Consider the following 13,171-nt stretch of genomic DNA (forward strand, 5'->3'; position numbering starts at 1 on the left):
GCAAGCTCCCTCACCACAGTGCAGATTTTTATTTATCCAGGTCTTCGGCGCCCTGCAGCGGTTCGTCACCGAGCAGCAGATCCTTGTCATGGCTGACCTGTTCCTCTTCGAACATGCGCCACACGTGGTCGTCCTGAGTGCCCAGCAATTCGACAAAACGCCGGCCTTCGACCTTGTCGCCCAACTGGCCGATGTAACGGCCGGTTTCGGTTTCGCTGCGGGTCAGGACGATCTTGCGATCCTTCTCCGGCTGGGTCGGCGAGATCAGGTTCAGTTCCAGGGTTTTCGGCTGGCTGTCACCGCTCAGGCGCAGATCGACTTCGCCAGTGACGTCATCCAGATGCACGTTGGCGCGCATTTTCAGATTCTGCGCCAGCAGTTCGCGATCCAGTGAACGATTGATGCCTTTGCCGGCCTCGTAGTAGTTGTCGTTAACCAGGTTGTCCGGGTTGTTCACCGCAATGGTCACCATCGACAGGGTCAAGGTCACCGAACAGGTCAGGATCCCGATGATGATCCATGGCCAAAGGTGCTTGTACCAAGGGCTTGCGGCGTTTGCTGCGGGCATGTTCAGTTCTCTCAACGGGTTTGTGGGCCGATGAATCGGCTCTTGGCTTCAACGTGGACGCTGTCGTCGTCGGCATCCTTGAGGATGAATTTCACCTCGTTGGTGCTCGACGGCAATTGTTCCGGTGCGCTCGACAACTCCACCGGCATGCTGAAAATTTCGCCGGCCGGCACCTTGATCTCGCGTTTGCCTTGCAGGCGCAGATCCGGCAGACCGGCGGCCTCCAGCACGTAGGTGTGGTCGCGCTGATCCTTGTTCATGATCTTCAGGCTGTAGACGTTTTCGATCCGGCCTTCGGCGTTTTCGCGGTACAGCACGCGGTCCTTGCTGACGTCGAACCCGACCAGTGAACGCATGAAGAACGCCGTCACCAGAAGACTGATCATCGCCAGCAGCACTACCGCATAGCCGATCAGGCGTGGCCGCAGTTTATGGGTTTTCTGTCCGGAGAGGTTGTGTTCGGTGGTGTAGCTGATGAGGCCGCGCGGGTAGTCCATCTTGTCCATGATGGCGTCGCAGGCGTCGATGCACGCGGCGCAACCGATGCACTCGATCTGCAGACCGTCACGAATGTCGATGCCGGTCGGGCACACCTGAACGCACATGGTGCAATCGATGCAATCGCCCAGCCCCAGGGCCTTGTAGTCGACACCTTTCTTGCGCGGGCCACGGCTTTCGCCGCGACGCGGATCGTAGGAAACGATCAGCGTGTCCTTGTCGAACATCACGCTTTGGAAGCGTGCGTACGGGCACATGTAGATACACACCTGTTCACGCAGCCAGCCGGCATTGCCGTAGGTGGCGAGGGTGAAGAACCCGACCCAGAAATACGACCAGCCATCGGCCTGGCCGGTGAAGAACTCGAACACCAGTTCGCGGATCGGCGAGAAGTAGCCGACGAAGGTCATGCCGGTGACGAAGCCGATCAGCAGCCACAATGAATGCTTGGCGAGCTTGCGCAGAAATTTGTTGCCAGTCATCGGCGCTTTATCGAGCTTGATCCGCTGGTTGCGGTCGCCTTCGGTGACCTTCTCGCACCACATGAAAATCCACGTCCACACGCTTTGCGGACAGGTGTAGCCGCACCAGACGCGGCCGGCGTAAACGGTGATGAAGAACAGGCCGAACGCCGCAATGATCAGCAGCCCCGACAGCAGGATGAAGTCCTGCGGCCAGAAGGTCGCACCAAAGATGAAGAATTTACGCTCCGGCAGGTTCCACCACACCGCCTGATGCCCGCCCCAGTTCAGCCACACCGTACCGAAATACAGCAGGAACAGCGCGGCGCCGCCCACCATCCGCAGATTGCGGAACAGGCCGGTGAAGGCACGGGTGTAGATTTTTTCTCGGGAGGCGTAAAGATCGACGCTGTTGTTCGCGTTTTTGCTCGGTGGTGTGACGTCGTGTACCGGAATCTGGTTGCTCATCATTGCATCCCACGGCAGTGGAAAAACGCCTCGGTCGATACGTGCCGACCGCGGTCAGAAAGGGGTGTTGCAGTGGCGCAATGATACGCCTGTCGCTCTGGCTCAAGGGTGCGACCTTTGGTCGCGTTGGGAAAAAAGCGTTATTGGTGTAGCGAATGCAGCAAAGCCTGATGCAGATCAATTGACTTGATGAGTATGGACAGTTTTCGCGCTGTCGCTCGCTCATTGTTCCCATGGATTGATCAGGGCGACACCGCTCGACTGGAAATCGCCGACGTTACGAGTGACCACCGTGAGCCCGTGCACCAGGGCAGTGGCGGCGATCAATGCATCGCTTTCATTGGTCTGGTCGGGCACATGCAGGCTGGCGCAGCGTAGTGCAACCGCAGCATCGACCGGCAGGATTCGTGCTTCGAAGGCCGGCATGACGTGACGCGTCAGCCAGCTGCGCAACAGCTTTCCTTGAGCAGGATCACGCCGTTCCATTCGTAGTACCCCGGTTTCCAGTTCTTTCAAGGTAATGGCCGAGATGTACAGGCGCGGTGCGGTGACGCTTTTGGCCCAACTGACGACATTGGCATCGGCTTGCGGCTTGCGAAGTTCGGAAATCACATTGGTGTCGAGTAAATACATCAGGACAGATCCACAGGACGATGAATGATGACTGCGCGCTCGGTTTCGAAATCGATGTCGGCAGCCTCCGGCATGACCAGCAAGTCGACAATGCTGGCGTGTGCACCGCTCAGTTTCTGAAATTCCTCAATGCTCAACAGTACGTGAGAGGCCTTGCCACGGTCGGTGATGATCACTGGACCCAGACGTGCAGCCTTTTTGGCGCCGCTGGTGTCCTGATTGAATTCACGGCTTGAGATGGTGGTGATTGCCATCATGGTAGACCTCTCGCAATACAGGTGTAGCAACGTTACTACTTCGCCTTCGGTGCGGCAATCGAGGAGGACCGGGCTCAGCCGTCCGTTGGTCGGTCCCTGGCTGGCGTCAGTCGAGCCGGCCTCGCCAAAGGTGGAGACCGGCTCGGGTTTATTCAGACCTGGCTTCAAGACTCAGGGAAGCCTGCCGCCGCCCAGACTGTCGAGGCTGCCGGTATTTCTGTGGGGTTTTGTGGTGTGGCGGGATTCGGGTTGCAACGGATTGCCCAGTGTCACGGCAATCGATTCCGCGGGGTGATCTGATGCTTCGATTGCGTGATTGTTATCAGCGAGGTTCTGATCATCCGAGAGACGGTTCTTGTCGTCATTCAGCATAGTGGCTTCATCCTTGAAGTTGCTCCGATGCGGATCATCGGGCTGTGGAAGACCCTACAGAGCATTGTTGATCGAGTCCATCAGGCAAGTGTCTCAAAGTATTAATTTCAATGACTTTACCAATGTTGCGGAAATATCATTAGTTAATTGAAGGCTTTTAATTTTTTATTGTTTTCGAATAGCTTTGCGGCTGTTCTGCAACGTATTAGTTGCAGGTTCATGTTTTGATGGTTAACTAAATATTGGAGTGTTATGAAAATCAAGGAAGTTAAAAAGCTTTTCGCGTGTTTGTGCCTGTTGTCACTGACTTCTTTGGCCAGTGCCAACGAAAGTGCGCCGCAACACATGGTATTCGCCTCGGATCCGCAATACCCGTGGACGGAAAAATCGGACAGTGGTGAAGATGAATCGAGCGCGGATTTCGAAAAGCGCGCGAAATGGCTGGTGGAAACCCAGTTCGCGAGTATTGCCCAGTTCCGCAACGAGATGGGCGGGCAGGCTGCAGTACCATTGATGATCAATGGTGACATGACCGCGTTCGGCCATGGCTGGCAGCGTTCTTATGTCGGATCGATGCTGAAGAAATACTTTGGCGATCACGTGCTCTACGGATTGGGTAATCATGATTATCAGAACAATGTGAATGACTGTTTCAGTGAGAACTGCGCCGCGGGCAGTATTGTTGATTACCGTGATCATCATGTCGATAAAGTCGACCAGTTCGATCTGGAAGTGAGCGGCAGTTTTCTGAACAAGCACTATCTGGGTAGTCTGGCTTATTCAAAGAATATCGGTGAAGTGCATCTGGTGCAGTTGAACAATGAGCCGACTTATGCGGTGAAGATTTCTCACGCGTTGAATCCGACCACATTCGACATCAGGGCGTCGCTGGACTGGCTGGAGAATGATTTGCGAATAGCGCGAGCGCAGGGCTACGCGATCATTATCAACATGCACAAACCCTATGAATGGAAAGGCAGTTGGGATCAGCAGAAGCGCTTTCGCGACATGATCGAAAAGTATCAGGTGACGGCGATGTTCGCCGGCCACTTCCACGACGAGGGTGGTAGCCAGACCTATATGGGGAGCGTGCCGATGTTTCTCAGCGGTTCAGCTTCTCAGCAGACGTACCTGACCGCCACTTTTTCCAAGGATCGCAAGCAACTGGAGGTAAGTCTGGTCGAGGACAATCAGTGGCGCAAACGTACACCGGTGGCCACCGTGCCGGTGAAGTCGATCTGGGCCAGTGCCCCATAAAAAATCCCCCGCCAGAGCACTGGCGGGGGATTCTTCATTGCATCAAGCCCTGGCTTTACTGCGCCTCGGCTTCCGGCGCTTTTTCACCGTGGGACAGGCTGTAAACGTAAGCCGCCAGCAGGTGCACCTTGTCGTTACCTTGCAGTTGTTCCTGCGCAGGCATCTGGCCCTGACGGCCGTAACGGATGGTCTGCTGCAGTTGCGCGAAGCTCGAGCCGTAGATGAACGCGGCCGGGTGGGTCAGGTTAGGCGCGCCCATCGCCGGGGTGCCTTTTCCTTCAGGACCGTGGCAGGCCACGCAGTTGGCGGCGAAGAGTTTCTGGCCGTTGACCGGGTCAGCCTTGGTGCCTTCCGGCAGTTTGCGGCCATCAAGTTGAGTCACCACGAAGGCTGCGACGTCGGCTACGCCTTGTTCGCCAATCACTTCGGCCCAGGCCGGCATCACTGCGTGACGACCGCCCATGATGGTGGTCTTGATGGTTTCCGGCTCGCCGCCCCAGCGCCAGTCGGCGTCGGTCAGGTTCGGGAAGCCATAGGCGCCCTTGGCGTCGGAACCGTGGCACACCGAGCAGTTGGAGGCGAACAGACGGCCACCCATCTTCAAGGCTTGCGGATCCTTGGCAACTTCTTCGATCGGCATCGCCGCGAACTTGGCGAAGATCGGACCGAACTTGGCGTCCGAGCGGGCCATTTCCTTTTCCCATTCGTGCACGCCGGTCCAGCCGGTCTTGCCGTTGGCGAACGCGGTCTGCTTGTCGTTATCGAGGTAGTTGTAACCCGGCAGCAGACCTTTCCAGTTGCCCAGGCCCGGGTACAGCACCAGATAACCCAGGGCAAACACTATGGTGCCCACGAACAGCATGAACCACCATTTCGGCAGTGGGTTGTCGTACTCCTCGATCCCGTCGAAGGAGTGGCCGACCGTTTCGTCCGTCTGTTCGCTGCGCTGGCCCTTGCGGGTCGACAGCAGCAGCCAGGTCAGGGCGAAGATCGTACCGAGACTGAGGACTGTGACGTACAGACTCCAGAATGTAGTCATTCTTTGTTACTCCTAGAAGCTTGCTCGACGTGCTTGATGGCTTCGGGATCATCCGCAAAAGGCAGCAAGGTTGCGTCTTCAAACTCCGACTTGCGCTTGGGGCTGAACACCCACAACGCCAAACCGATGAAGGCCACCATCACGACAACGGTGCCCAGGCCTCGAATCATCCCGATATCCATTAAGAATCACCGTTTGCTTTTGATGATGGTGCCCAGGCCCTGAAGGTAGGCCACCAGCGCGTCCATTTCGGTTTTGCCCTTCACGGCATCTTTTGCACCAGCGATGTCTTCGTCGGTGTAAGGGACGCCGAGCGTGCGCAACACTTCCATTTTCTTGGCCGTGTCTTTGCCGTCGAGCTTGTTTTCCACGAGGAACGGGTAAGCCGGCATTTTCGACTCAGGTACCACGTTGCGCGGGTTGTACAGGTGCGCACGGTGCCAGTCATCGGAGTAACGACCGCCGACACGAGCCAGATCCGGGCCGGTACGCTTGGAACCCCACAGGAACGGGTGGTCCCAGACGCTTTCACCGGCGACCGAGTAGTGGCCGTAGCGTTCGGTTTCAGCGCGGAACGGACGGATCATCTGCGAGTGGCAGCCGACACAACCGTTGGCGATGTAGACGTCGCGGCCTTCCAGTTCCAGCGCCGAACGCGGCTTCATGCCTTCGACCGGCTTGTTGGTGACGTCCTGGAAGAACAGCGGAACAATCTGGGTCAGGCCGCCAATGCTGACGGCGATGACCATGAAGAAGGCCAGCAGGCCAATATTCTTCTCGACAGCTTCATGCTTCATCAGTGAGCTCCAACGACAGCGATCTGGGCAGCGGCTTCGGCTTCAGCCGGGTTCGAGGCGCGCACGGTGCGCCAGACGTTGTAAGCCATCAACAACATGCCGCTGGCGAAGAATGCACCGCCCAGGGCACGGACGATGTAGCCCGGGTGGCTGGCCTGCAGCGCTTCGACGAACGAGTAGGTGAGGGTGCCGTCATCGTTGATTGCACGCCACATCAGACCCTGAGTGATGCCGTTGACCCACATCGAGGCGATGTACAGCACGGTACCGATGGTCGCGAGCCAGAAGTGCGCGTTGATCAGGCCGACGCTGTGCATCTGCGTACGACCGAACAGTTTCGGGATCATGTGGTAGATCGCGCCGATCGAAATCATCGCCACCCAGCCCAAAGCGCCGGCGTGTACATGGCCGATGGTCCAGTCGGTGTAGTGCGAGAGCGAGTTGACGGTCTTGATCGCCATCATCGGACCTTCGAAGGTCGACATGCCGTAGAACGCCAGCGACACCACGAGGAAACGCAGGATCGGGTCGGTGCGCAGCTTATGCCAGGCGCCCGAGAGGGTCATCATGCCGTTGATCATGCCGCCCCAGCTTGGCGCCAGGAGGATGATCGACATCGCCATGCCCAGCGATTGTGCCCAATCCGGCAGTGCGGTGTAGTGCAGGTGGTGCGGGCCGGCCCAGATGTACAGGGTGATCAGCGCCCAGAAGTGCACGATCGACAGGCGATAGGAGTAGATCGGACGTTCGGCCTGTTTCGGCACGAAGTAGTACATCATCCCGAGGAAGCCGGTGGTCAGGAAGAAGCCCACGGCGTTGTGGCCGTACCACCACTGGATCATCGCGTCGGTCGCACCGGCATAGGCCGAGTAGGACTTGAAGAAGCTGACCGGCAGGGACGCGTGGTTGACGATGTGCAGCATCGCGGTCACGACGATGAACGCGCCGTAGAACCAGTTACCGACATAGATGTGCTTGGTCTTGCGCTTGGTGATGGTGCCGAAGAACACCAGCCCGTAGGAGACCCAGACAATGGCCAGCAGAATGGCGAGCGGCCATTCCAGCTCTGCATATTCCTTGGTGGTGGTGTAACCCAGCGGCAAGGTAATGATTGCGCCGACGATCACCGCTTGCCAGCCCCAGAAGGTGAAGGCGGCGAGGCTGTCGGAGATCAGTCGCGTCTGGCAGGTTCGCTGCACGACATAGTAGGAAGTGGCAAACAGTGCACAACCACCGAAGGCGAAAATCACCAGGTTTGTGTGCAACGGGCGCAGGCGTCCAAAGCTCGTCCACGGCAGACCGAAGTTCAACTCCGGCCAGACCAGTTGCGAGGCGATGAAGACACCGAGCCCCATGCCAAGGATCCCCCAGACCACCGTCATGATGGCGAACTGGCGGACTACCTTATAGTTATAAGCAGTCGGACTGATTGCTGTGCTCATTCTAAGGTTCCACGGTTTGGGTGTTTTATTAGGATTAAAATCGGCCGCAAGTATGCAGAGAGCAGGGGGTCATTGCAACGCGCCATGACCTGGGTCAATGCTTTCCAACGCTGATTCTGCGGCCTTTCCATACGCCGCGTAAGGACAAAATTGGCCTCGGACAAAATGTCGCAGCGGACGAAAAAAGCGAGGGGTTCAGGTCAGTTGTAACGGGGTGTGTTCGAACGCGCTGATCGGGTGACGGACGGTCATCGACGCGACAGCCGGTATCTACCGGGCTTTGCGCCCTGTCAGTCAGGCGATTTGTCGAACACATCGCTCAAGGTCGACCTGGAACCGGCACGGGCCAGTCCGCATCGAGCAAGCGTAGACCCGAATCGGAGGATTCGAAAGGAGAGGCTGTGATGGGGTGCGACAATGCGTCGCAAAGGGGCGGGATGCTGCCGCACCGAGAACGGTGCGGCAGATATGTACGCAATGCTTATTGCTTGTTGTCTTCAGTAATCAGTTTTTCTGTATTCAATCCATGGCTAAGGCTGTACACATAAGCGGCGAGCAGTTGCACTTTATCGTTGCCCAACAGTTCGTTCTGTGCCGGCATGTGGCCTTGGCGACCGTGGCGGATGGTCTGCTCAAGCTGCGTCAGACTCGTGCCATAAATAAATCCGGCCGGGTGCGTCAGATTCGGCGCACCCATGGCTTCAGTGCCGTGGCCGGTTGCCCCATGACAGGCTACGCAGGTGGTGCTGAACGCTTGCTGTCCGGCTTGCAGGTCAGCCTTGCTGTCGGCGGGCAGTGGCAGGCCGGCCAGTTCGTGACGCACATACGCCGCGACGTTCTTCACCCCGGCTTCTCCCAGCACGTCGCCCCAGGCTGGCATTGCCGCCATCCGGCCACCCATGATGGTGGTCTTGATGGTCTCGGCATCGCCGCCCCAGCGCCAATCGCTGTCGGCCAGGTTAGGGAAGCCGAAAGCGCCCTTTGCGTCGGAACCGTGACACACCGAGCAGTTGGAAGCGAACAGCCGGCCACCCATTTTCAGCGCCTGCGGATCCTTCGCCACTTCTTCCACCGGCATGGCGGCGAATTTGGCGAAGATCGGCCCGAATTTGGCGTCGGCCTTGCTCATTTCCTTTTCCCACTCGTGGACGCCGGTCCAGCCGTCCTCGTAGCCGGGCAGGATGCCTTTCCAGTTGCCCAGGCCCGGATACAGGATCAGATAGCCCACGGAGAACACCAGCGTGCCGGCGAACAGCATGAACCACCACTGCGGCAGCGGGTTGTCGTACTCCTCGATGCCGTCGAAGCTGTGGCCCATGGTCTGGTCGACGCTGCCCTTGGTCTCGCCCCGACGCGTGCCGATCAGCAGCCAGGTCAGGCCGATCAGGCTGCCGATGGTCAGTACGCAGATCCACGTACTCCAGAAGGTGGTCATGGCCGGGTACTCCTTGGTTCAGATACTGGTTGGGTGTCGGGTTGCGGCTCGTCGGCGAACGGCAGCAGGCGCGCTTCGGCAAACTCCGGGGTGCGCTTGCGGTTGAACACCCAGATCGTCAGGCCGACGAAGGCGACGAACACCACGACGGTGCCGAGGCCGCGAATCAGCCCTGCACTCATTTCAATGATCATCGTGCTCACCTCTTGCTCTTGATCGCAGTGCCGAGCACTTGCAGGTAGGAGACGAGGGCGTCCATTTCGGTCTTGCCCTTGAGGCTGGCGACCGCGCCGCTGATGTCATCGTCGGTGTACGGCACGCCGAGGGTGCGCATGGTCTTGAGCTTGGTTTCGGTGTGGCTGCTGTCGACCGCTTGCGTCACCAGCCACGGGTAGGCCGGCATCTTCGACTCGGGCACGACGTTGCGCGGGTTGTACAAGTGCGCGCGGTGCCAGTCATCCGAGTAACGCGCGCCGACCCGGGCCAGATCCGGCCCGGTACGTTTCGAGCCCCAGAGGAACGGGTGATCCCACACGCTCTCACCGGCCACCGAGTAGTGCCCGTAGCGTTCGGTTTCGGCGCGGAACGGCCGGATCATCTGCGAGTGGCAACCGACGCAGCCTTCGCGGATATAGATGTCGCGGCCTTCCAGTTGCAGCGCGGTGTAGGGCTTCATGCCTTCCACCGGTTTGTTGGTGACGTCCTGGAAGAACAGCGGGACGATCTGGGTCAGGCCGCCGATGCTCACGGCGAACACCATCAGCAGCATCAGCAGGCCGACGTTCTTTTCAATCGTTTCGTGTTTCATTGCGGACTCCTCAGGCCATCTGCGCGGCAGCAACGACGTCAGCAGGCTGCGAGGCCCGCACGGTGCGCCAGGTGTTGTAAGCCATCAGCAACATGCCGCTGAGGAAGATCGCCCCACCCACCAGACGCACGATGAAGCCTGGGTGGCTGGCCACCAGGGTTTCGACGAAGGAGTAAGTCAGCGTGCCGTCCTCGTTGACTGCGCGCCACATCAGGCCCTGGGCGATGCCGTTGACCCACATCGAGGCGATGTACAGCACGGTGCCGATGGTCGCGAGCCAGAAGTGCGCGTTGATCAGGCCGATGCTGTGCATCTGCTCTTTGCCGAAGACTTTCGGGATCATGTGGTACAGCGCCCCAATGGAAATCATCGCCACCCAGCCGAGCGCGCCGGCGTGTACGTGGCCGATGGTCCAGTCGGTGTAGTGGGAGAGGGCGTTGACGGTCTTGATCGCCATCATCGGCCCTTCGAAGGTCGACATGCCGTAGAACGCCAGCGACACCACAAGGAAGCGCAGGATCGGGTCGCTGCGCAACTTATGCCACGCGCCCGAGAGGGTCATCATGCCGTTGATCATGCCGCCCCAGCTCGGTGCCAGCAAAATCAGCGACATCACCATGCCCAGCGACTGCGCCCAGTCCGGCAGCGCGGTGTAGTGCAGGTGGTGCGGGCCGGCCCAGATGTACAGAGTGATCAGCGCCCAGAAGTGCACGATCGACAGGCGATACGAATACACCGGACGTTCGGCCTGTTTCGGCACGAAGTAGTACATCATCCCGAGGAAACCGGCGGTGAGGAAAAAGCCTACGGCGTTGTGGCCGTACCACCATTGCACCATCGCGTCGGTCGCACCGGCGTACACCGAGTAGGACTTGGTCAGGCTCACCGGCAACTCGAGGTTGTTGACGATGTGCAGTATCGCCACGGTGATGATGAACGCGCCGAAGAACCAGTTGCCGACGTAGATGTGCTTGGTCTTGCGCTGCATGATCGTGCCGAAGAACACGATGGCGTAGGCGACCCAGACGATGGTGATCAGGATGTCGATCGGCCATTCCAGCTCGGCGTATTCCTTGGAACTGGTGTAACCCAGTGGCAGGCTGATCGCTGCCAATAGAATCACAAGCTGCCAGCCCCAGAAGCAGAACGCGGCGATTTTCGGCGCGAACAATTGCGTCTGGCAGGTGCGTTGTACCGAGTAGAACGAACTGGCGAACAAGGCACAGCCACCGAAGGCGAAGATCACCGCGTTGGTGTGCAGCGGGCGCAGACGGCCGAAACTGGTCCAGGGCAAATTGAAGTTGAGTTCGGGCCAGACCAATTGGGCCGCGAGAAAAACCCCGAGCCCCATGCCGACGATGCCCCACACCACCGTCATAATGGCGAATTGGCGGACCACCTTGTAGTTGTAGGCGGTACTGATAGAAGTGTTCATGGTTCCCCATCCACGGTTCAGCCGAAGTGAGCGCGCGCAAGACGCCGCGAATCCTTCGTCTGGAGTTATAGGCAGACTAAAAGCGAGGCAAGCATGGACAAACAGCACAAGGCCAGTATTGACGGGGATCAATGGGCGCAGTGCGTGCGGGATCATGGGTGGTTATGGGATGCCGCTGTTGGCGAGGCTTCGGCGACTCTGATCCTGGCGCATGGGGCGGGGGCGCCGATGGACAGTGAGTGGATGGCGGATATGGCTGGGCGCCTTGCTGCATTGGGCGTGAACGTGTTGCGGTTTGAGTTTCCTTATATGGCGCAGCGGCGTATCGACGGCAGCAAGCGACCGCCGAATCCGGCGCCGAAGTTGCTGGAATGTTGGCGTGAGGTTTATGGCTTGGTGCGACTTCATGTCGCTGGGCCACTCGCGATTGGCGGCAAATCCATGGGGGGGCGGATGGCGAGTTTGCTTGCCGATGAGCTTGGCGCTGATGCGTTGGTTTGTCTGGGTTATCCGTTTTATGCGGTGGGGAAACCGGAGAAACCTCGGGTTGAGCATTTGGCTGCTTTGCGGACTCGGACGTTGATTGTTCAGGGGGAGCGGGATGCGCTTGGCAATCGGGACGCTGTCGAACGGTATTCCTTATCGCCGAGTATTGAAGTGTTTTGGTTGGCAGCGGGGGATCATGATTTGAAGCCGCTCAAGGTTTCCGGGTTTACGCATGAGCAGCATTTGGCCAGCGCCGCGCAGAAGGTGGCCGCGTTTCTCAAGCACTGATCGAGATTTTGAACCGCATGAAGATCGGCTCCCTTTCCCCTCGCCCCCTTGGGGGAGAGGGCTGGGGTGAGGGGGTAGATCTTGAACGTTGCACACTTTTCGATCTGTGTGCATATCCGTTGCTGCGGTTAAGTCCACCTAGGGTTTCGCCCTTACGGCGACTCACTTTTTTTACAAACGCCTAAAAAAAGTAAGCAAAAAAACGCTTGCTCCTACGTTCGGCCCGCTCGCTGGGGCTCGGGGTCCCTTCGCTCCGGGATCGATCCGGGGGCAGCGCCTCCGGTTTGCTTCGCTGCACCTCCTCTCGCTGTGTTTGGCTGCGCCAAACGGTCGCTGCGCTCCCACCCCCGGATCAATCCCTCCACTCAGCCTTCCGACGTCGCCCGTGGATCAAGATCAAGATCAAGATCGAGAGCGACAGCCGAGCTTGCGCTCATCCTGGAGTGGGGCGGCTGCGCCGCGTGCGGGTTGTACGTATCTTCCCTGTAGGAGCTGCCGCAGGCTGCGATCTTTTGATCTTGATGTTGTGGGAGCTGGCCTGTCAGAGATGACGGCCTACGACCCGACCATTCTGTTACTGATGCACCCGACCCAACTGTAGGAGTGAGCCTGCTCGCGATGGCGCCCTGACATCCCACTAATTCCTGACCAGATGTACTCAATTCATTGTGGGAGCTGGCTTGCCAGCGATGGTGGCATTACAACCGACCAATTCCTTACCGATGCGCCCGGTCCAAATGTGGGAGCGAGCCTGCTCGCGATGGCGGTCTATTACCTGACCGATGTGCTGCAGGTTGCATGCAGTCCCTGTGGGAGCTGGCTTGCCAGCGATGGCGGCATTACAGCCGACCAATTCCTTACTGATGCGCCCGGTCCAAATGTGGGAGCGAGCCTGCTCGCGAAAACGGTCTGACAGACACCATAAAA

At 58.6% G+C, this 13,171-nt stretch carries 15 protein-coding genes; 2 read left to right on the plus strand and 13 right to left on the minus strand.

Annotated features, from left to right (window positions below; translation table 11 throughout):
- Nucleotides 1-28: 28 nt before the first annotated feature.
- The 5 genes from M0814_RS04915 to M0814_RS04935 form a co-directional block, all read right to left on the minus strand.
- Nucleotides 29-568 carry a FixH family protein gene (locus M0814_RS04915; RefSeq protein ID WP_103485065.1) on the minus strand — a complete coding sequence of 180 codons (540 nt, stop codon included), beginning with the start codon at nt 566-568 and terminating at the stop codon, nt 29-31.
- An 11-nt stretch (nt 569-579) separates the two neighbouring features.
- Complete coding sequence (gene ccoG / locus M0814_RS04920) at nt 580-1,995, minus strand: cytochrome c oxidase accessory protein CcoG (RefSeq protein ID WP_103485064.1); 1,416 nt, start codon at nt 1,993-1,995, stop codon at nt 580-582.
- Between the two features lie 222 nt (nt 1,996-2,217).
- Nucleotides 2,218-2,628 (minus strand): type II toxin-antitoxin system VapC family toxin, encoded by a 411-nt coding sequence (locus M0814_RS04925; protein ID WP_103485063.1) that lies wholly within the window; start codon nt 2,626-2,628, stop codon nt 2,218-2,220.
- On the minus strand, nt 2,628-2,882 hold the full coding sequence (locus tag M0814_RS04930; RefSeq protein ID WP_177434682.1) for a type II toxin-antitoxin system Phd/YefM family antitoxin: 255 nt from the start codon (nt 2,880-2,882) through the stop codon (nt 2,628-2,630). Before M0814_RS04930 ends, M0814_RS04925 begins: the two co-directional genes overlap by 1 nt.
- Nucleotides 2,883-3,056: 174 nt before the next feature.
- Nucleotides 3,057-3,257, minus strand: coding sequence for a hypothetical protein (locus M0814_RS04935; RefSeq protein WP_103485061.1), 201 nt, complete (start codon nt 3,255-3,257; stop codon nt 3,057-3,059).
- Nucleotides 3,258-3,509: 252 nt separating this feature from the next.
- Here M0814_RS04935 and M0814_RS04940 point away from each other — a divergent pair, with 252 nt between their 5' ends.
- Nucleotides 3,510-4,514 (plus strand): metallophosphoesterase, encoded by a 1,005-nt coding sequence (locus tag M0814_RS04940; RefSeq protein WP_103485060.1) that lies wholly within the window; start codon nt 3,510-3,512, stop codon nt 4,512-4,514.
- 55 nt (nt 4,515-4,569) lie between these two features.
- Here M0814_RS04940 and ccoP (M0814_RS04945) read toward each other — a convergent pair whose 3' ends face one another.
- The 8 genes from ccoP (M0814_RS04945) to ccoN (M0814_RS04980) all read right to left on the minus strand — a co-directional run bounded on the left by ccoP (M0814_RS04945) (nt 4,570) and on the right by ccoN (M0814_RS04980) (nt 11,470).
- Nucleotides 4,570-5,553, minus strand: coding sequence for a cytochrome-c oxidase, cbb3-type subunit III (ccoP, locus tag M0814_RS04945; protein WP_103485059.1), 984 nt, complete (start codon nt 5,551-5,553; stop codon nt 4,570-4,572).
- On the minus strand, nt 5,550-5,735 hold the full coding sequence (locus M0814_RS04950) for a CcoQ/FixQ family Cbb3-type cytochrome c oxidase assembly chaperone (RefSeq protein ID WP_003175465.1): 186 nt from the start codon (nt 5,733-5,735) through the stop codon (nt 5,550-5,552). Before M0814_RS04950 ends, ccoP (M0814_RS04945) begins: the two co-directional genes overlap by 4 nt.
- 6 nt (nt 5,736-5,741) lie before the next feature.
- The gene (ccoO, locus tag M0814_RS04955; RefSeq protein ID WP_003223378.1) at nt 5,742-6,350 is read right to left on the minus strand and encodes a cytochrome-c oxidase, cbb3-type subunit II; all 609 of its coding nucleotides are present in this window, start codon (nt 6,348-6,350) and stop codon (nt 5,742-5,744) included.
- Nucleotides 6,350-7,792, minus strand: a complete 1,443-nt coding sequence (ccoN, locus tag M0814_RS04960) for a cytochrome-c oxidase, cbb3-type subunit I (RefSeq protein WP_103485058.1) — start codon at nt 7,790-7,792, stop codon at nt 6,350-6,352. The genes ccoO (M0814_RS04955) and ccoN (M0814_RS04960) overlap by 1 nt, the downstream gene beginning before the upstream one ends.
- Nucleotides 7,793-8,273: 481 nt before the next feature.
- On the minus strand, nt 8,274-9,227 hold the full coding sequence (ccoP, locus tag M0814_RS04965; protein WP_003223384.1) for a cytochrome-c oxidase, cbb3-type subunit III: 954 nt from the start codon (nt 9,225-9,227) through the stop codon (nt 8,274-8,276).
- A complete protein-coding gene (locus M0814_RS04970) occupies nt 9,224-9,421 on the minus strand; it encodes a cbb3-type cytochrome c oxidase subunit 3 (protein WP_095138674.1) in 198 nt (65 codons plus the stop codon). The genes ccoP (M0814_RS04965) and M0814_RS04970 overlap by 4 nt, the downstream gene beginning before the upstream one ends.
- 5 nt (nt 9,422-9,426) lie before the next feature.
- Nucleotides 9,427-10,035 (minus strand): cytochrome-c oxidase, cbb3-type subunit II, encoded by a 609-nt coding sequence (ccoO, locus tag M0814_RS04975; protein ID WP_003223389.1) that lies wholly within the window; start codon nt 10,033-10,035, stop codon nt 9,427-9,429.
- 10 nt (nt 10,036-10,045) lie between these two features.
- Entirely contained in the window at nt 10,046-11,470 is a 1,425-nt protein-coding gene (ccoN, locus tag M0814_RS04980; RefSeq protein WP_103368400.1) for a cytochrome-c oxidase, cbb3-type subunit I, read from the minus strand.
- Between the two features lie 93 nt (nt 11,471-11,563).
- Between ccoN (M0814_RS04980) and M0814_RS04985 the strand changes: the two genes are divergently transcribed.
- Nucleotides 11,564-12,244, plus strand: a complete 681-nt coding sequence (locus M0814_RS04985; protein ID WP_103485057.1) for an alpha/beta family hydrolase — start codon at nt 11,564-11,566, stop codon at nt 12,242-12,244.
- The last annotated feature ends 927 nt before the right edge of the window (nt 12,245-13,171 follow it).

This window comes from Pseudomonas sp. MWU12-2020, assembly GCF_023100605.1.
Lineage (GTDB): Bacteria > Pseudomonadota > Gammaproteobacteria > Pseudomonadales > Pseudomonadaceae > Aquipseudomonas > Aquipseudomonas fluorescens_H.